Source organism: Pectobacterium parvum (genome assembly GCF_020971565.1).
Classification (GTDB): domain Bacteria; phylum Pseudomonadota; class Gammaproteobacteria; order Enterobacterales; family Enterobacteriaceae; genus Pectobacterium; species Pectobacterium polare.
Genome location: NZ_CP087392.1, coordinates 1764639 through 1783323, shown reverse-complemented (window position 1 = coordinate 1783323; position 18685 = coordinate 1764639). Strand labels below are relative to the sequence as shown.

At 56.4% G+C, this 18685-nt stretch carries 14 protein-coding genes; 8 read left to right on the top strand and 6 right to left on the bottom strand.

The window, feature by feature from the left end; genetic code table 11:
- Window positions 1–22 precede the first annotated feature (22 nt).
- The 5 genes from LOZ86_RS07965 to LOZ86_RS07945 are packed head-to-tail and all read right to left on the bottom strand — an operon-like array spanning window position 23 to window position 9926.
- Window positions 23–2731: a nitrate reductase gene (locus tag LOZ86_RS07965; protein ID WP_039484106.1), complete on the bottom strand. Its 2709-nt coding sequence runs from the start codon at window positions 2729–2731 to the stop codon at window positions 23–25.
- Entirely contained in the window at window positions 2728–6915 is a 4188-nt protein-coding gene (nirB, locus tag LOZ86_RS07960) for a nitrite reductase large subunit NirB (RefSeq protein WP_230243154.1), read from the bottom strand. The genes LOZ86_RS07965 and nirB overlap by 4 nt, the downstream gene beginning before the upstream one ends.
- 19 nt (window positions 6916–6934) lie before the next feature.
- Entirely contained in the window at window positions 6935–7729 is a 795-nt protein-coding gene (locus LOZ86_RS07955) for an ABC transporter ATP-binding protein (RefSeq protein ID WP_010295297.1), read from the bottom strand.
- Between the two features lie 10 nt (window positions 7730–7739).
- Window positions 7740–8654, bottom strand: coding sequence for a nitrate ABC transporter permease (gene ntrB / locus LOZ86_RS07950; protein WP_039509401.1), 915 nt, complete (start codon window positions 8652–8654; stop codon window positions 7740–7742).
- A gap of 12 nt (window positions 8655–8666) precedes the next feature.
- Complete coding sequence (locus LOZ86_RS07945; protein WP_230243051.1) at window positions 8667–9926, bottom strand: CmpA/NrtA family ABC transporter substrate-binding protein; 1260 nt, start codon at window positions 9924–9926, stop codon at window positions 8667–8669.
- 390 nt (window positions 9927–10316) lie between these two features.
- Between LOZ86_RS07945 and LOZ86_RS07940 the strand changes: the two genes are divergently transcribed.
- On the top strand, window positions 10317–10478 hold the full coding sequence (locus LOZ86_RS07940; RefSeq protein ID WP_156890179.1) for a hypothetical protein: 162 nt from the start codon (window positions 10317–10319) through the stop codon (window positions 10476–10478).
- Between the two features lie 125 nt (window positions 10479–10603).
- Here LOZ86_RS07940 and LOZ86_RS07935 read toward each other — a convergent pair whose 3' ends face one another.
- Window positions 10604–11893 (bottom strand): nitrate regulatory protein, encoded by a 1290-nt coding sequence (locus LOZ86_RS07935; protein ID WP_230243049.1) that lies wholly within the window; start codon window positions 11891–11893, stop codon window positions 10604–10606.
- Window positions 11894–12193: 300 nt separating this feature from the next.
- Here LOZ86_RS07935 and LOZ86_RS07930 point away from each other — a divergent pair, with 300 nt between their 5' ends.
- The 7 genes from LOZ86_RS07930 to LOZ86_RS07900 all read left to right on the top strand — a co-directional run bounded on the left by LOZ86_RS07930 (window position 12194) and on the right by LOZ86_RS07900 (window position 18662).
- Window positions 12194–13813, top strand: a complete 1620-nt coding sequence (locus tag LOZ86_RS07930; protein WP_230243048.1) for a phage tail protein — start codon at window positions 12194–12196, stop codon at window positions 13811–13813.
- A complete protein-coding gene (locus LOZ86_RS07925; protein ID WP_039484099.1) occupies window positions 13813–14430 on the top strand; it encodes a tail fiber assembly protein in 618 nt (205 codons plus the stop codon). The genes LOZ86_RS07930 and LOZ86_RS07925 overlap by 1 nt, the downstream gene beginning before the upstream one ends.
- 539 nt (window positions 14431–14969) lie before the next feature.
- Window positions 14970–16559 (top strand): cytochrome ubiquinol oxidase subunit I, encoded by a 1590-nt coding sequence (gene cydA / locus LOZ86_RS07920; RefSeq protein WP_039484097.1) that lies wholly within the window; start codon window positions 14970–14972, stop codon window positions 16557–16559.
- Between the two features lie 2 nt (window positions 16560–16561).
- A complete protein-coding gene (cydB, locus tag LOZ86_RS07915; protein WP_039484094.1) occupies window positions 16562–17701 on the top strand; it encodes a cytochrome d ubiquinol oxidase subunit II in 1140 nt (379 codons plus the stop codon).
- Window positions 17702–17720: 19 nt separating this feature from the next.
- A complete protein-coding gene (cydX, locus tag LOZ86_RS07910; RefSeq protein WP_010295317.1) occupies window positions 17721–17825 on the top strand; it encodes a cytochrome bd-I oxidase subunit CydX in 105 nt (34 codons plus the stop codon).
- A gap of 141 nt (window positions 17826–17966) precedes the next feature.
- Entirely contained in the window at window positions 17967–18332 is a 366-nt protein-coding gene (locus LOZ86_RS07905) for a YidH family protein (protein WP_039471932.1), read from the top strand.
- 3 nt (window positions 18333–18335) lie between these two features.
- The gene (locus tag LOZ86_RS07900; protein WP_039484092.1) at window positions 18336–18662 is read left to right on the top strand and encodes a DUF202 domain-containing protein; all 327 of its coding nucleotides are present in this window, start codon (window positions 18336–18338) and stop codon (window positions 18660–18662) included.
- Window positions 18663–18685: the final 23 nt, after the last annotated feature.

Genomic DNA, 18685 nt, shown 5'->3' with positions numbered 1-18685 from the left:
ACACCTCATTACGCCGTGGCGCTCAACCTGCTTTTTTCAATTCATTGACCGTTATCGGCACATGCTGGCTCAATAACGCTTTCAGTTCGGGGATACAGGAACCGCAGTTGGTGCCACATTTCAGCGTGCCGCCTAACGCTGCTACGCTGTGGCAACCTTTACGAATCGCGCCGACGATGATCGCTTCGCCAACGCTATAGCAACTGCAAATCGTTGCCCCTTGCGTCACCTGTCCCTGCGGCGCCTGACCCGCCAGCAGCGCGTGGCGCTCGTGCGGGAGCTGCGGTGGAGTGATAAACGCCTGACGCACCGCATCGCTGTCGATACGCAGCGCCCGTGCACTGACATAGCAGGCCATCACCACGCGACCATCGCGCCAGCCAATCAGATGAAATACACCGTTGCCCTGCGCAACCTGACACTGCATGTTTTCCAACCCATAATGCTCGGTCAGCCATGCCTGCCAATCGTCTACCGGCACGCGGTCGGCAAACAGATACTGCGTCACGCCCTCATGAGGCACTTTGCTCCAGTAGGTGGCGGGCGGCGGCAGAACGTCATGTTCTGCGGGTAACGTTAATGGTGCAGTCGGCGGCTCGTCAGCAAAAAACAGCGTTGCCTGCCAAGCGGTATGCCAGGGTTGGATACGCACCCGGCTGTGCTTGCTTTCCGGCTGCCCGGAATACGGGTCGGTAATCGGCGCGACTAAACTGTCAGCCCGTGCCTGAGCGCTGAACTGCTGATTCCAGTGCATCGGTACAAACACGCTGCCGCGTGCCTGTCCGGCGTCGAGTCGCGCCCGCGCCAGCATCCAGCCGTGTACCGACGACAAGCGCACCAAGTCGCCCGCCTGAATATCATGCGTCTGCGCATCCTGTGGATGCAGCTCGCAGTAGGGTTCGCTGATATGACGCATCAGCCGAGCCGCTTTGCCCGTCCGCGTCATGGTGTGCCACTGATCGCGAATACGTCCGGTGTTCAGTATCAGCGGATACGCCGCGCTCCACGGACTTTGCGGCAGCGACGGGGTTACCGGCACGAGATGCGCCTTGCCATTGGCATGCCAGAATCGACCATCGTCACCCAGTCGGGCGCGCCCGTGTGGGTATGTCGCATTTACCGGCCACTGTATCGGTTCCAACTGCTGCCACTGCTGATTGCTGAGCGTCGCCAGTCCGCTAATATCAAACGCGCGGCTACCGTTATTCTCAAATCCGGACAGCGCAGCATGTTCACGAAAGATTTCCGCAGGATGCTGATAAGCAAACGCTTCAGCAAATCCCATACGCTGCGCCACCTGACTCAGTATCCACCAGTTGGCTTTGGCTTCCCCCGGCGCGGGCAGAAAGGCTCGCTGACGCGACACCCGGCGTTCGGAATTGGTTACCGTGCCGTCTTTTTCTCCCCAACCCAGCGCGGGCAGTAAGATATCAGCGGTTTCTGCGGTATCGGTATGGCGCATCACCTCGGAGACGATCACCAGCGGGCAGCGTTCCAGCGCCTGTTTCACTCGGTCGGCATCTGGCATCGACACCACCGGATTGGTGCCCATAATCCATACCGCTTTAATATCGCCGCGCTCAACCGCGCGAAACAGATCCACCGCGTTTAGACCGGGCTGCGTCGCGACATTATCGCTCTGCCAGAAGCGCCCTACGCGGTCGATGTCCTGAGGCGTAAAGCCCATATGACTGGCAAGCTGATTGGCCAGTCCGCCGACTTCCCGTCCGCCCATCGCATTTGGCTGTCCGGTTATCGAAAAGGGGCCGGAACCCGACACGCCGATTTTACCGCTCAGCAGATGCGCATTAATGATGGCGTTGCATTTATCACTGCCCGAGGACGATTGATTCACGCCCTGCGAATAGAGTGTGACTACTTTATCGCTGGTGCTGAACAGGTGATAGAAGCACTCGATATCGGCTTCATCTAACCGACAGAATTCCGCCACCTGCGCCACCGACCACACCTGCGCTAACTGTAATGCCTCTTCCACGCCGGAAAAACGCTCGGCCAATTCGGCGCGATCGATGCGTGGATCTTGTGCAATCCAATGCAGCAGGCCGTTGAACAGCCCCGCATCGCTGCCGGGTTGCAGCGGTAAATGCAGATCGGCAATATCGCAGGTTGCGGTACGTCGAGGATCGATCACCACCACCTGCATATGTGGCCGCTGCTGTTTCGCTTGCACCAGCCGCTGATAGACCACCGGATGCGCCCAGGCAGTATTAGAACCGACCAGCACCACCACATCCGCCAGCTCGATATCTTCATAATTACAGGGAACGGCATCCGCCCCCAGCCCGCGCTTGTAGCCGATCACCGCAGATGCCATGCACAGCCGAGAGTTGGTATCCATATTGGCGACGCCAATGAAGCCTTTCATCAGCTTGTTGGCGACGTAGTAATCTTCCGTCAACAGCTGGCCTGAACCATAAAACGCGACCGACTGCGGGCCGTGTTGCTGCATGGTCGCCAGCAGCCGTTCGGCTACCGTATCGAGCGCCTGCTCCCAGCTAACGCGACGCCCTTCCACCAGCGGCCACAAGAGCCGGCCTTTCAAATCCAGCGTTTCTCCCAGCGCAGAGCCTTTGACGCACAACCGCCCCAAATTCGCCGGGTGTACGGGATCCCCGCTGATCTTTACCCCACCTTGCCCATCGTGTTCTGCCAGCACGCCACAGCCGACGCCACAATAGGGGCAGGTTGTCCGACAGACGCGCGCGTTCATGATGCTTTTGCCATGGCAGTGTCTGCCAGAACGACGTCTTCAGGCACGGCCAGCGGTTGACGGCATACCCAAATCTCGTCCTCCTCCACGCGCACTGGCCAGGCACGCACGTACAGCGCGCTGTCATCCGGGCTCACACCATCCCGCAGCTTGAAGCGTTTCTTGTACAGCGGTGAAATCACCACCGGCTCACCGGCAACATCACCCAGTAGCCCACGCGACAGCACATTCGCCCCGCTGCCCGGTTCGTGGTTTTCCAACGCGTACACCTGCTGCTCGCTCCCCGGCAGGTGGAACAGCGCGATCTGCTGCTGTCCGAGGCGCGCCGCCATACCGGCATGACGCGGAATATCGCCCAGCGTCGCCACCTGTACCCACTCCGCCTCATGCGCGGCGGGTTTCAGAGCAACGGGTTCTGGCGAGACGGCTTTTTCATGATCCTGCGCCGGACGGATCTGTCCACGTTCCGGCACCATCACCACCGCTTCATCCGGGCTATCGCTGTTCAGGAAGCCACGGAATAGCGCCAGACGTTCCGGGCTTTCCAGCGTGGTTTGCCATTCGCACTGGTAGGCATCTACCACGCGCTGCATCTCTTTATCTAACTCTTCACCGATATTCAGGCTGTCTTCCTGAATCACCTGACGCAGATAGTCGATACCGCCTTCCAGATTATCCATCCAGGTGCTGGTGCGTTGGAGACGATCGCCGGTGCGGATATAGAACATCAAGACCCGGTCGATGGTGCGCAACAGCGTTTCTGTATCCAGATCGCTGGCGAAGAGATCCGCATGGCGCGGCTTCATACCACCATTGCCGCACACGTACAGATTCCAGCCTTTATCCGTGGCAATCACGCCGATATCTTTGCTTTGCGCCTCAGCACATTCGCGGGTACAGCCGGAAACCGCCATTTTGACTTTATGCGGTGAGCGCAGCCCCTTGTAACGGTGCTCTAGTTGGATCGCCAACCCGGTGGAATCCTGTACGCCGTAGCGGCACCAGGTCGATCCCACGCAGGATTTCACGGTACGCAGCGATTTGCCGTAGGCATGGCCGGTTTCAAATCCAGCATCGATCAGCTCGCGCCAGATCGCAGGAAGTTGCTCTAAGCGCGCACCGAATAAATCCACCCGCTGACCGCCGGTGATCTTGGTGTACAGGTTATAGCGCTGCGCCACCTGACCGATCGCGATCAGTCCTTCCGGCGTGATCTCCCCCGCCGGAACGCGCGGCACGACGGAATATGTACCGTCTTTTTGGATGTTGGCAAAGAAACGGTCGTTGGTATCCTGCAACGGCAGGTGCTGCGGTTGCAGCAGATAGTCATTCCAGCAGGAGGCCAGCATAGAGCCCACCAGCGGCTTACAGACTTCGCAGCCCAAGCCGTGGCCGTAACGCTCAAGGAGGCCATCGAACGAGCGGATCTCATGCACGCGAATCAGGTGGTACAGTTCCTGACGCGAATAGGCGAAGTGCTCACAAATGTCCTTCTTCACTTCAACGCCCAACTGCGTCAGTTCATATTCCATCACCTGTTTCAGCAGCGGCACACAGCCGCCGCAGCCCGTACCGGCTTTGGTACAGGTTTTCAGCGCGCCCAGTTCGCCGCAGCCGCCTGCCACCGCCGCTGAGATATCACTTTTGCTGACGTTATGACAGGAGCAAATCTGTGCGCTAGCCGGTAATGCCGCTACACCCAATCCTTTCGGCGCATCACCGGAACGCGCGGGCAAAATCAGTCCTTCCGGCTGTTTAGGCAGCGGCATATCGTTGAGCATCATTTGCAACAGCGTGCTGTAATCGCTGCTGTCGCCAATCAATACGGCACCCAGTAAACGCTTGCCATCGGCAGAGACGACAATTTTCTTGTAAACCTCGTTCGGGCCGTCCGTCCACTGGTAGCTTTGGCTTCCCACCGTGCGCCCATGCGCATCGCCAATCGAAGCCACTTCTACGCCCAACAATTTCAGTTTGGTACTCATGTCCGCACCGGTAAATGGCGTATCGCGCAGCGCCAGCGTATCCGCCACGCTGCGTGCCATCTGGTAGCCCGGTGCCACCAGCCCGAAAATCTGCCCTTTCCACAGCGCACACTCGCCGATGGCGAAAATCGCGTCATCGGAAGTCTGGCAGCGGTCGTCAATCACGATGCCGCCACGCGGCCCTTTCTCTAAATCGCAGCTATCCGCCAGTTTGTCGCGCGGGCGAATCCCGGCGGAAAACAGCACCAGATCGGTTTCCAATATGCTGCCGTCAGCAAAGCAGAGGCGATGTAGCGCCTGCTCGCCGTCGGTGATTTCCCGCGTTTCTTTGCTGAGATGAATCTGTACGCCCAGCGCTTCAATCTTGCGGCGCAGCATGGTGGCACCGCCGTCATCCAGCTGTACCGCCATCAGACGCGGAGCAAATTCCACCACATGCGTGTCCAGCCCCAATTGACGCAAGGCGTTTGCGGCTTCCAGCCCCAGCAAGCCGCCGCCAATCACCACACCAGACTTGCCCTTTTTCGCCTGTGCTGCAATCGCATCCAGATCGTCCAGCGTGCGATACACCAGACAGCCGGGGCGCGTGTTGCCGGGAATCGGTGGAACAAAGGCATAAGACCCCGTCGCCAGCACCAGTTTGTCGTAGGCGGTTTCTCTGCCCTGCGCATCACACACGCACTGACGTTCACGATCGATAGCCACGATCTCGCTGGCACTGCGTAGTTCAATGCCGCTCTCGGCAAAAAAGCCGTCTTTTACCAGCGACAGCGAGGCGGCACTGCGGCCAGAGAAATACTCGGAGAGGTGAACGCGATCATAGGCTTCATGGCGTTCTTCGCCGAATACGACGATGTGGTAATGCTGATGCAGGTCGCGCTCAACCAGCTGTTCAAGAAAATAGTGGCCGACCATACCGTGGCCGACGACCACCAAAATAGGTTTGCTCATGACAGGAATCCTTACAGCTTCAGGCTGTGGGTCAGAATCAGGGGAAGAAAGGCCGAAAAGCAGCGAGGCAGGCGGAATCATCTCGCCTTCTGTCGCGCTATCCATCGCGGCCAGCAGGCGCTGGCTGTCGTCAGTGTCGCCATACAGCAGGACACCGCTCAGCCGACCGTCGCGAACGAGCAGACGACGATAGTGCTGCGTCTGCGGATCAAAAAGGGTGTACACCTCATCATCCGGTGTAACGTTAATATCGCCGCCGCTGACCACGCCAATACCGGTGACCTTCAGCCGCGTCGCCGCCTGTTCACGCTGATAGTCTTTCGGTGCATGTCCGGCAAGGCGCTGTGCTACCAGCGTGGCATGGGCAATACATGGGGCAACCAGCCCAAAGGTTTCGCCATTGAGTTCACAACATTCGCCGATCGCGCTGATATGCGGGTCGGCAGTTTGCAACTGTCCGTCCACCAGCACGCCACGGTTGCAGGGTAAGCCGCAGTCGCGCGCCAGTTGGCTGGCAGGAATCACCCCAGCGGTCACCACCACCAGACCCGCCGGAATCGTGCGGCCATCAGCCAGCGCGACCGCCGTCACCCCGCGTTCATCGCCATGCAGCGCCACCACCTGCACATCCGTCTCGCAGGCAATGCCGCGTTCGCGCAGGCTGTCGCACAGCAAGTTACTCGCCGTGGCGTCCAGTTGACGCTCCATCAGAACCGGGACGCGATGCAGTAACGTGACGTCGGCACCGCGCAGTTGCAGCGCAGCGGCGGCTTCAATGCCGAGCAAACCGCCGCCAATCACCACCGCAGGAACGGACTGGCCAATCGTCGCCAACATCAGTTCGACATCATCCAGCGTGCGGAAGCCGCACACGCCCGCCAGATCGATACCGGGCATCGGCGGCATAAACGGCGTAGATCCGGTCGCCAACACCAGATGATCGTAATGCAACTGCCGTTGCGTCGTTGTCACCTCACGCTGCTGGCGATCGATATGGGTTACCCGCTCACCCAGCAGATAACTCACCGGCAGCGCCGCATCGTCGTCGAGAGTCGCTGGCGTCAGCAGCGTATCCGTAAACGCTTTTTCGCCACTCAATACCGGCGACAGCAGGATGCGGTTATAGCTGGCGCGCGGTTCATCACCAATTACGGTGATTCGGAAGCGCGTGGCGGCCAGTTGGCGCAGCACATCGACGAATCGCGCACTCGCCATCCCGTTACCAATCACAATCAGATGCGGTTTCATCATCGTTCCGGCCTCGCTGTCAGGCTGCTTTAGGCTGTTTTTCATATAAGAAATGCAGCACCTGCTGACGGTAGTGGTGGTAGCGTGGATCGTCGGCCAGTACGACGCGTGAACGCGGACGTTCCAGCTCAACTTTCATGATTTCACCGACCGTCGCCGCGGGGCCGTTGGTCATCATCAACACGCGATCCGACAGCAGCACCGCTTCGTCGACGTCGTGAGTGATCAGCACAATCGTGGTTTGCAATCGCTGCTGAATCTCCATCACCGCATCCTGAAGATGTGCGCGAGTCAGCGCATCCAGCGCGCCGAACGGTTCATCCATCAGCAAGACTTTCGGCTTCATGGCCAGCGCGCGGGCGATACCTACACGCTGCTTCATCCCGCCGGAGATCTCATTCGGTCGCTTGTTCAGCGCGTGCTCCATATGCACCAGTTCGAGATTGTGGGTAATCCATTCGTGCATTTCGCGCTTGTTCATCTGGCCGCGAAACACCTGGCGTACCGCCAGTGCCACGTTTTCGTAGGTGGTCAGCCACGGCAGCAGCGAGTGGTTCTGAAAGACCACGCCGCGCTCCGGCCCCGGGCCGTCGATTTCACGGTTATCACACAGCAGGCCGCCGCTGCTCGGCAGCGTCAGGCCAGCAATCAGGTTCAATAACGTAGATTTGCCGCAGCCGGAATGGCCGATCAGGCTGATCGTCTCACCGGTGTGAATATCAAAACTCACCTGATCCAGCGCCAGAAACTCACCGCTGGCGGTATTGAAACGCTGGCTCACCTGCTGCACTTGAATAATCGGTGTTGTACGCATCGTCGGCTCCTTAGCGATTGTCATAGCTGAAACGGTTAGCAATCCACACCAGTCCCTGCTCAAGCAGCAGACCGATAACGCCAATCACCACGATGGCGATGATGATGTTTTCCACATTCAGGTTGTTCCACTCGTTCCAAATCCAGAAGCCGATACCGACGCCGCCAGTCAGCATTTCCGCTGCCACAATCACCAGCCAGGCGACACCAATCGACAGACGCACACCGGTCAATACGTTAGGCAGCACCGCCGGCAGCAGAATCTTGCGCATGATGGTGAATTCAGAGAGCTTCAACACCCGCGCCACGTTCAGGTAATCCTGCGGGATGCGGCGCACGCCTTCGGCGGTGTTGAGGATCATCGGCCAGATTGAGCAGATAAAAATGGTCCAACTGGATGCCGGTTCGGCACGTTGGAACAGCAGCAGGCCGATAGGCAGCCAGGCCAGTGGACTGACCGGACGCAGCAGCGAAATGATCGGGTTGAGCATGTTGGCCAGAAACGTAAAACGACCAATCAGGAAACCAGCAGGAATGCCGACCAGTGCCGCCAGTCCGAAGCCAATGCCAACACGTTGCAGTGAGGCCAATACGTTCCAACCGATGCCCTGATCGTTCGGCCCTGCGATGTAAAACGGATCGGCAAAGAGGCTGAGCGCCGCAAGCCAGGTCGTCCACGGCGTCGGGAAGTTTTCGCTGTTGAGCGCGGCAATCTGCCAGACCGCCACCAGCAGCCCCAGCCCGAGTACCGCAGGAAAGAGTTGCTGAAACAGCTTACGCAGCAGCAAGCGGTAGGCGAAAGTGGGAGCCGCGGGTGCTTTTGCGGGCGTGACGGGTTTAGTTGGCAGCGGTGTAATGTCAGCGCTGCGTACGGTTTCTGGGGCGTTATCCGCGGTAATGGGAATGACCTGGGCCTGGTTTTTCATCATCAACCTCACTTATTTCTTCACGCTAAAACTGTTGACATAACCCGCTGGATCGCTACCATCCCATCGACGGCCATCGATGAGCACGCTGCTGCGCATGTCGCTACCGGGCAATGGCACATTCCCCACGGCGTCGGCTGCCTGCTTATAGATATCAATACGGTTAACCTGCTTCGCGACAGCCAGATAATCCGGCTCTTCGGTGAGCAAGCCCCAGCGTTTGTGCTGGGTGAGGAACCACATGCCGTCGGACAGGTACGGGTAGTTCACGGAACCGTCGTGGTAGAAACGCATCGCGTGTTCGTCTTTCCAGCTTTTCCCCAGCCCGTTCTCGTACTGGCCCAGCATACGTCCGACGATGGTTTCTTCTTTGGCATTGATGTACGCACGTCCGGCAACCACGCCTGCTGTTTCGCGGCGGTTGTCATCAGAGGCATCAATCCAGCGTGAGGCATCGAGGATCGCGGCGGTCAGCGCGCGGGCGCTATTCGGGTTGGCGTTTACCCAGTCAGCGCGGGTGCCCAACACTTTTTCCGGGTGATCCGGCCAAATGTCTTGCGAGGTGGCGGCAGTAAAGCCGATGTTTTCGCTGATGGCACGTTGGTTCCACGGCTCGCCGACGCAGTAGCCGACCATGTTGCCAATCTTCATGTTCATCACCATCTGCGGCGGCGGCACCACCACGGTGCGCACGTCGTTCAGCGGATGAATGCCGGCGGAGGCCAGCCAGTAATAGAGCCACATGGCGTGTGTACCGGTAGGGAAGGTTTGCGCGAAGGTGTAAGTGCCCGCAGGACTAGCGGCAACATACTTTTGCAGCGCAGCGAGATCCGTGACGTTGGCTGCACGCAGCTGGTTCGCCAGCGTGATACCTTGTCCGTTCTGGTTGAGCGTCATCAGTGCCGCCATGTTACTCTGCGCCCCAGACAGCCCCATTTGCAGACCGTACAGCTGCCCGTACAGAATGTGGGCGGCATCCAGCTCGCCCGATACCAGCTTGTCACGTACTGCGGCCCAACTGGCTTCTTTGCTAGGAACAATGGTGATGCCGTATTTCTTATCGAAGCCTTTCACTGCGGCCATCACGACCGAGGCGCAGTCCGTCAACGGGATAAACCCGACCCGAATTTCCTTTTTCTCCGGCGCGTCGGAACCGGCAGCCCAGGCGCTATTCATCAACCCCGGCAGCATCAGGCTGCCTCCCAGTGCAGCACTCCCCAACAGAAACTGGCGGCGAGAGACGGTCATGCTTTTGGTTTTGGAATCACTCATCAACGACACCCTTGCGCAAAACACCTTTTCAGGCGGTAAAAACAAAAACGGCGTCCACAAGCCCATGCAGAATCTGCACGCTTATGGACGCCGTTGTCCGATTAACACCTTCCGCACCGCCGTTGGCCCGAAACGCATTATGAATGTTTGGTTGTTGCTAATGAGTTAAAGCAAGGTTTGTGCCAGCTATCACACTTTTGAGCGTTCCACTTCGCAGGAGCCGTCTCTTAGTCACATTTCTATACAGACTCAGAGACAGTTTCGTGCGCCATACCACCACCATGATATGCAATACCGTACACGCGCCCGACGCAGGGCGCTCAAGCGCCGCAGCCCTGCGAACCCTGGCTTCTGGCTAAATTATGCCGCTACGCGGTGCCATCGGTGGACATGACCGCTAATCGAGCCGCCAGTGCGTCAGCCACGGTCCGTCAGGCGACTGATTTTCCGAAGGAACCGCGCAGCGGCGTAATTTCCCGCGAAAAAGCCTCGGGTCACGGGGCGGCGGCGACTGAGCGCCCCGTGTCGTGCGTGTGCTACGACGTAGCATAGAAATGACGATATTTTTACGCACGAAACCACTTCATACTGCCATTGACTCTGAGATTTCCTCCTCACGGGACGATGCCTTGCACCGCCAACTGGCAGAACACGCACAGTTCATGTGCATATACCTCTTAAGGGGTATCACCAAATACATCGGCCACCGCGAGCATCGCCGTCGCAATGTCAATCAGCTTTTTATTCTGGCTCATCGCCATGCGGCGCAGGGTTTTGTAGGCCTCTTCTTCGCTTAATCCACGGTGCTGCATCAGCAAGCCCTTCGCACGATCGATCTGCTTTCTTTCATTCAACGTGGCTCGCAGCGCAGCCAATTCATGATCCTGCGCCTGTAAGCGCCGCGATTGTTGCTGCACCAGCGACAGTAGCGATCGCCCCAGTTGTGGACTGACGCCATCGCTATGTAGCCAGCCGGGCTGCGCACTTTGCCCTTCTACATCATGGCCAGCGATAAATATCGAATAACCGGGCTCGTCCTTCTCCTGCTGCGCCATCAGTTCTTCGAGATCCGCGCGCTGATCGCTGCATGCTTTCTCAGCAGCCGCAATACGGGTACGGCAGCGCTGCATCAGCGTCTGCTCCAACTCATCTTCCATCTGCTTCATTTCATCGATGCGCCGCGTGGCAATCGAAAACCAGTGCAGACTATCGGCTTGCGGCAGCTTTTCTATCGGGCTGCGGGTGCACACAATGCGACGCAGGCGCTCAAACTCGCTGTCTACCGCGATAGCACGCCAGCGCTGCTGGCTTTCTTCATCGCTAAAACTCAGAAAGGTATCAAAACAGCGATCCTGCCGTTCAATCAAATCCAGCAGTTTTTGCCGCGTTTCCTCATCAACGCAGCCCGCCGCATAGGCCGCCGCACCGATAGCCCGTTCCTGCCCCGCCAGCTCTTTCCCCTGCATAAAGCTGAACATGGCAATCAGCGCACGGGAAATGCCCGGATCGGCCGCCGTATCTGAGACCTCAAAAACCAGCGCCAGCAGGTTGCGGACAATGTCGTTGAAAAACGTCATCGCCTGCGGCTGAGGCAGCAAACGCTGGCAAATCTGCTGGCGCAGCGCGGGCAGCAGGCTCAGCGCATAAACCACGCTGGCAACACGGCTGAATAAACGGCTCGCCTGCGGCAATTCCGCCGCCATTTTTTCCAATCCTGCCAGATGCGTCATCAAGTGCGTCTGCGCCACCTGCACGTCTTTCTCACGTAGCGCCAGTTCGTCGGCGAACAGTCGGCCATCGGAGCACAGAAACAAGTTGGCCGTTCCCCGTTCACGCTGCAATAGATGGACGAGCTGGCTAATTTTGCCCACCAGCTCACCGCTTTGCAGCAGGTAGCGCAGGCTGTTCAGCTCACACTGGCGCGAGGCAAGTAAAAATCGAATTGTCGTTGAAGGCTCCGCCACCATTGCTGTCTCTCCTGAAAAAACCACGTTCAGGAATATGCAATTAGCGCGCCATTTGCACTCATTCACATTTAGCGGGAAGCAAGGGCATGTTGTCCGCACGATGGCTGCTGAGTTCGTACACGTTTCACTTCAATTTTTAAACTCCGTTACTAAACCAACCCCATCGCAAAAGGTACTCTCATCATCGTTACTAAAACTGTTTTATAGCCATCGGCATGATGCTGACATCGGCGTGGAAACAGAAAGAATCGCTGTTAAAGCCGCATCGTAGCGACGTCACAACCATAGGAACGCATGAACATGGCGAATTTATCTGAACAAGAAAGCTGGATTGATGGAATTTATCAGCTTGAGACATCGGACCCCGTTGTCGCAGGCCCAGGGGGGATCTCTAACCGTCAGGCAGAGCAATTAGCCAGCCGCACGGCTTACCTGAAAAAAATGCAGGAAACCACGGGTGAGAGTTTGCAGGTACATCTCGCTGCCAGCGACCCGCATTCGCAATATGCCCCAAAAAATAGCCCGGCGCTGACGGGAACACCCACCGCGCCAACGACAGCGCAAACGGCAAACAACACGCAAATTGCCACCACAGCATTTGTGAAATCGGCCCTTGCCGCACTGGTCAATGGCTCTCCGGCAGCACTGGATACGCTGCAAGAGCTGGCGAACGCGTTGGGCAACGATCCGAACTTCTCAACCACCATATTCAGTAAGCTGGCACAAAAATTAGAGAAGGGGCAGAACGGCGCGGACATTCCCGACAAAGCAAAATTTATGGACAACGTTGGGTTAAAATCTGCCGCAACCCGCATGGTAGGTTCTGGAGCCAGTGATATTCCCGATATCACCATCGGCGATGCTCGTTATTTAGGAAAAGCAGCTACAGCGGTAGCAGCAACAAAACTGGCCGCAGCGAGAAAGATTGCAGGCATATTGTTTGATGGTACTGCGGATATTGCACTGATGCCTGAAAACATCGGGGCCTTACCGGCGACAGGGACAGCAGCAGCAGCGACTAAGCTAGCTGTGGTGAGAACGATCAACGGCGTGGCGTTTGATGGCACAGCAAATATTTCACTGACTCCAGCAAATGTGGGGGCATTGCCTGCGGCAGGAACGGCGGTGGCGGCAACGAAGCTGGCAACAGCACGTACCATTAATGGAGTGGCATTTGACGGCACGGCGAATATCTCACTGACTCCGGCAAATGTGGGGGCATTGCCTGCGGCAGGAACAGCAGCGGCGGCAACGAAGCTGGCAACAGCACGTACCATTAATGGAGTGGCATTTGACGGCACGGCGAATATCTCACTGACTCCGGCAAATGTGGGGGCATTGCCTGCGGCAGGAACAGCAGCGGCGGCAACGAAGCTGGCGACGGCGCGGAAAATTAATGGCGTGGCGTTTGATGGGACGGCGGATATCACATTACCTCTGGATTTTCCTGCAGGCGCACCCATTCCGTACCCACTATCAACGCCGCCAGCAGGCTGGATAAAATGTAACGGACAGTCATTTGATAAATCACGGTATCCAATTTTAGCATCCCTCTATCCATCGGGTTTCCTGCCCGATTTACGCGGCGAATTCGTGCGCGGTTGGGATGACGGACGTGGCGCTGATGCTGGTCGTGCGTTGTTGTCAGCGCAGGGCGATGCAATAAGAAACATTACTGGATCGTTATTCTATGGCTACGATGCAGATACAAATGTACCGACTAATAATTCATCAACAGGTGCGACGTATTACGATACAAGTGTCAAGATCCCCGATACTGATAATTACATGTCCGTTGTACAAAGCCCTACAGCCATGCACTGGTATCCATCAAAATTCGACGCGTCACGCGTAGTTCCTACAGCTAACGAAACCCGTCCCCGCAATATCGCATTTAACTACATCGTGAGAGCAGCATAATGAGCAACTATTCAACACAAATTAAAAACGCAGAACTGAACGAACGCGGATTAGCCATCAACACGGGATGGATTACGGTTTATCACGTTAATCCGGCTACGCGGGAATACCAGAGCGCCAGCTATGAGTATGTGATGCAAGGCGTTGGTCTGCCCGCCGACAGCTACGCAGACGAACCGCAATTGCCGCCTGTCGGCCAAGCCTTACGCCGCAGTGCAGACGGTAAGGCATGGGAACCGGTGCCAGACCATCGCGGCCAGACGGTTTACAGTACGGAAACTCGACAGGCGCAGACGGTGACGCAGTTCGGCGAACTGCCTGAAAATATGACATTTCTGGCTCCAGCAACCGAGTTTGATCGGTGGGATGGGGCGGCCTGGGTGACAAACTTAGAAGCGCAACAGCTTGCTACAACTAAAAGCCTACAGCAGGAACTGGCGGCACGACGCGCGACAGCAAATACCCGAATTGCCGAGCTGAACTACGCAGTGGACCTGGCTATTGCCACGGATGAAGAGCAAGAGCGGCTAACCCAATGGAAAATTTATCTGGTTACGTTGAACCGCATTGATTTCACCGCAGCATCAGTCGTGTGGCCAGAAGCCCCTTCCGTGTAATCGCTGGCACCTGTATTTCATCATATCAATTAGGTGTGCCGTATTTAGCATACGGCACACGCGCATCATCTCCGCCTCATTAGTAAGGATATTCTGATAATCCCCAATTATTTTTATCGCCAAATGTAATATTAAATAAAAAATGAAACTGTTATATTTATACATCTCAAATCTGTACTATTTTAATTAAATTAAATCTTCAACACCAATAATAGCGCAGAATAAAAACCCAGAAACCAAAGTTAAATAAAATTAAAAACCAAGAATAAAGGTAAAGTTAAAATATAAAACCAAAATAATAACATTAAAGATAAAAAAATCGAATCAACAAACTGTACTATTTATCCTTCAGTTTTTGCACGCTATAATCCCCGCACGTTTTATTCACTATTCATTCTTATCTCACTTCAATCAGTGACGTTAATTTCTGACGGATGCAAATATCGTCGGCGGTAATTTATTCGCATTTTATTCATCACTATTTATTCCGGCAAGCATCGGAATAACAGCATTTTCCTGCCTGAAGCTAGGAGCCTAACATGTTTGATGTCGTTGAGCTGTCGCGGCTGCAATTTGCCCTGACTGCCATGTATCACTTTCTTTTCGTCCCGCTGACGCTGGGGTTGTCTTTCCTGCTGGCCATTATGAACACCACTTATGTGTTGACCGGCAAACCAATCTATAAGGATATGACCAAATTCTGGGGCAAGCTGTTCGCCATCAACTTTGCGCTGGGCGTGGCAACCGGTCTGACGCTGGAATTCCAGTTCGGCACCAACTGGTCTTACTATTCTCACTACGTGGGCGATATTTTTGGCGCACCGCTGGCGATGGAAGGACTTATGGCGTTCTTCCTCGAATCCACGCTAATTGGCCTGTTCTTTTTCGGCTGGGATCGTCTGACCAAAGTCCAGCATATGCTGGTGACCTGGTTCGTAGCACTAGGCTCCAACTTCTCCGCCCTGTGGATTCTGGTCGCCAACGGCTGGATGCAAAACCCGATTGCCGCTGAGTTCAATTACGAAACCATGCGCATGGAAATGCTGAGCTTCGCCGAACTGGTGCTGAACCCGGTCGCGCAGGTGAAATTTGTGCACACCGTGGCAGCAGGTTACACCGCCGGCGCGATGTTTGTGCTCGGGATCAGCTCTTACTATCTGTTGAGAGGCCGTGATATCGCCTTTGCCAAGCGCTCGTTCGCGATTGCCGCCAGTTTCGGTCTGGCCTCGGTGCTGTCCGTGATCGTACTGGGCGATGAATCCGGCTATGTGATGGGTGATGTGCAAAAAACCAAGCTGGCAGCGATCGAAGCCGAATGGGAAACGCAGCCCGCCCCCGCTTCTTTCACGCTGTTCGCCATCCCCAATCAGGAAACGATGCAGAACGATTATGCGATCCATGTTCCCTATCTGCTGGGGCTCATCGCCACGCGTTCGCTCGACAAACCTGTCGTCGGCATCAAAGACCTGATGGCGCAACATAAGATACGCATTCGTAATGGCATGACGGCCTATGGTCTGCTGGAGGAACTGCGCTCAGGTAACACCGACCCCGCCGTTCGTGCCCAATTTGAAGCTGCCAAGCGCGATCTTGGCTACGGCATGCTGCTTAAGCGCTATACCGATGACGTCGCCAACGCCAGCGAACACCAGATCCAGCAGGCAACCAAAGACTCGATTCCCCGTGTCGCGCCGCTGTATGTCGCTTTTCGTCTGATGGTGGGCTGCGGCGTGCTGATGCTCGGCATTTTTGCTCTGTCGTTCTGGAGCGTCATACGCGGCCGCATGGGGCAGCGTAAATGGCTGCATCGCGTGGCGCTCTACGGCATTCCCCTGCCCTGGATCGCGATTGAATCTGGCTGGTTCGTCGCCGAGTACGGTCGCCAGCCGTGGGCAGTCGGTGAGGTTCTGCCTACCGCCATCGCCAATTCGTCTCTGGAAGCACACGACATCCTGCTGTCGATGGGGCTGATTTGCGGCCTGTACACCCTGTTTCTGGTCGCGGAAATGTATCTGATGTTCAAGTTTGCCCGATTGGGGCCAAGCAGCCTGAAAACCGGCCGCTACCACTTTGAGCAACCGACGACACAATCACTCACAACACCTGCAAAACCGTCACGGGAGCCATAATAATGCTGGATTATGAAACATTACGCCTGATTTGGTGGGGATTGATTGGCCTGTTGTTTATCGGCTTCGCCATCACCGACGGCTTTGACATGGGCGTCGGCATTCTTCTACGTCTGCTGGGCAAGAATGATACCGAACGGAGGGTCATGATTAACGTGATTGCCCCGCACTGGGACGGCAATCAGGTCTGGCTGATCACCGCAGCGGGCGCACTGTTCGCCGCCTGGCCGATGGTTTATGCCGCCGCGTTTTCCGGTTTCTATTTCGCCATGATTCTGGTGCTGGCCGCTCTATTTTTCCGCCCGGTTGGCTTTGATTATCGCTCCAAGCTGGAAAACCAGCGCTGGCGCAACATGTGGGATTGGGGCATTTTCATCGGCAGCTTCGTCCCCACGCTGGTGTTCGGCATCGCATTAGGCAACCTGTTGCAGGGCGTGCCGCTGAGCGTTGATAAGTATTTGCGCCTCACCTACCACGGCGGGTTCTTTGGCCTGTTGAACCCGTTCGGGCTGCTAGCTGGCGTCGTGAGTGTCGCCATGATCGTCGCACACGGCGCGATTTACCTGCAAATGCGCACCACAGATGCACTTCAGCGTCGCGCGCAAAAAACCGTCCTAATCACCAGCGCGCTGATGAGCCTCACCTTCTTACTGGCTGGCCTGTGGGTCGTTACCGGAATCGACGGCTACCTGATTACCTCCACGTTAGATAAAGCAGCCCCGTCTAACCCGCTGAATAAAGAGGTGGTCCAACAGGCCGGGGCGTGGTTAACCAACTTTACAGCTCACCCTGCTCTGTGGGCGATTCCTGCACTGGGTGTGGTTCTGCCGTGGTTCACCTGTCTCTTCTCTCGCGTAGACCGCTGCGGTTGGGGTTTTCTGACCTCGTCATTGACGATTGTCTGCGTGATTCTGACGGCTGGAATTACGCTGTTCCCATTTGTGATGCCCTCCAGCTTCGATCCCAATGTCAGCCTGACCATCTGGGATGCGACGTCCAGCCAGCTTACGCTTCAGGTGATGACCATTCTGGCCTGCATTTTTGTCCCCACCATCCTGCTTTATACCAGTTGGTGTTACTACAAGATGTTCGGTCGGGTCGATGCGCGTTACATCGAAGAAAATAAGCACTCCGTTTACTAACAATTTGAGGAGAAAGAAAATGTGGTATTTCGCCTGGATACTGGGCACGCTGCTGGCCTGTGCATTCGCGCTGGTCACCGCGCTGGCGGTTGAGAACCATGAGGCGGGCAAAGACGCCCCTTGAGAGAACGAAGCGCCGCCATGGGGCGCTTCATCATTTCGTACTAAGACAGTCATCAGGGCAGACGAAACCCGCCAAGGGCGCTAGAATGCAGACGCTGCGCCCAATCGGATGCCCTCTTTTAACCTGAAATCAGACGACGACATGACAACACCCAGACAGGACAAAACGCCGTGGTGGAGTCAGGGGAAAACCCCGGACTACCGTTTTTCATTAGCGAATGAGCGCACCTTTCTGGCGTGGATTCGCACCGCGCTGGCGTTTCTTGCAGGTGCGGTGGGTATCGACCAATTTACCGTGCATATCGATCCGCTGGTGCGTCAGGGGCTGGCTCTGCTGCTGGTCGTCTGCGCAGCATTGCTCGGCGGTCTGGCCTATCGTCGCTGGGTCAGCAATGAGAAGGCGATGCGTCAAGAAAGTGATATGCCGTACACACCAATGCTGCTGATCGTGACGCTGTTTATCACCCTCATTGCCATCGCGCTTGCCGCCATGATCCTGTTCGGGTAGCACATGGACACGACACGCGATCCGGGATTACAGCCGCAGCGAACCGGCATGGCCTGGTCACGTACGCTGTTTGTGATGCTGATCAACAGCATGCTGTGTTTTCGCCTGAGCATGGTGGACGACAGCCGCGCCGTTTTTGCCTGCGCCATCCTGCTTTTGTGCGTCTCTGCTCTGATGTCGGTGCTGGCGATTCTGCGCTACCGCTTTAACGCTTCTTGCCAACCGGTGTTATCACGCGCCAGCCACGGGCTGATCGTCCTTACATCATCGTCAATTGTACTCACCGCACTGGTCTTGCTGCTGCACTTCAGCGGCGTGTGGCAAGGATAGGTTTTCTAAAAGAAAGGCGGTGA

Bases quoted from the DNA above. Each gene is read 5' to 3' on its own strand.
- LOZ86_RS07945 (WP_230243051.1), bottom strand. From the start codon at position 9,926: ATGAGTGATTCCAAAACCAAAAGCATGACCGTCTCTCGCCGCCAGTTT.
- LOZ86_RS07955 (WP_010295297.1), bottom strand. From the start codon at position 7,729: ATGCGTACAACACCGATTATTCAAGTGCAGCAGGTGAGCCAGCGTTTC.
- LOZ86_RS07905 (WP_039471932.1), top strand. From the start codon at position 17,967: ATGACAACACCCAGACAGGACAAAACGCCGTGGTGGAGTCAGGGGAAA.
- nirB (WP_230243154.1), bottom strand. From the start codon at position 6,915: ATGAAACCGCATCTGATTGTGATTGGTAACGGGATGGCGAGTGCGCGA.
- cydX (WP_010295317.1), top strand. From the start codon at position 17,721: ATGTGGTATTTCGCCTGGATACTGGGCACGCTGCTGGCCTGTGCATTC.
- LOZ86_RS07940 (WP_156890179.1), top strand. From the start codon at position 10,317: ATGACCGCTAATCGAGCCGCCAGTGCGTCAGCCACGGTCCGTCAGGCG.
- LOZ86_RS07965 (WP_039484106.1), bottom strand. From the start codon at position 2,731: ATGAACGCGCGCGTCTGTCGGACAACCTGCCCCTATTGTGGCGTCGGC.
- ntrB (WP_039509401.1), bottom strand. From the start codon at position 8,654: ATGAAAAACCAGGCCCAGGTCATTCCCATTACCGCGGATAACGCCCCA.
- LOZ86_RS07900 (WP_039484092.1), top strand. From the start codon at position 18,336: ATGGACACGACACGCGATCCGGGATTACAGCCGCAGCGAACCGGCATG.
- cydB (WP_039484094.1), top strand. From the start codon at position 16,562: ATGCTGGATTATGAAACATTACGCCTGATTTGGTGGGGATTGATTGGC.
- LOZ86_RS07925 (WP_039484099.1), top strand. From the start codon at position 13,813: ATGAGCAACTATTCAACACAAATTAAAAACGCAGAACTGAACGAACGC.
- LOZ86_RS07930 (WP_230243048.1), top strand. From the start codon at position 12,194: ATGGCGAATTTATCTGAACAAGAAAGCTGGATTGATGGAATTTATCAG.
- LOZ86_RS07935 (WP_230243049.1), bottom strand. From the start codon at position 11,893: ATGGTGGCGGAGCCTTCAACGACAATTCGATTTTTACTTGCCTCGCGC.
- cydA (WP_039484097.1), top strand. From the start codon at position 14,970: ATGTTTGATGTCGTTGAGCTGTCGCGGCTGCAATTTGCCCTGACTGCC.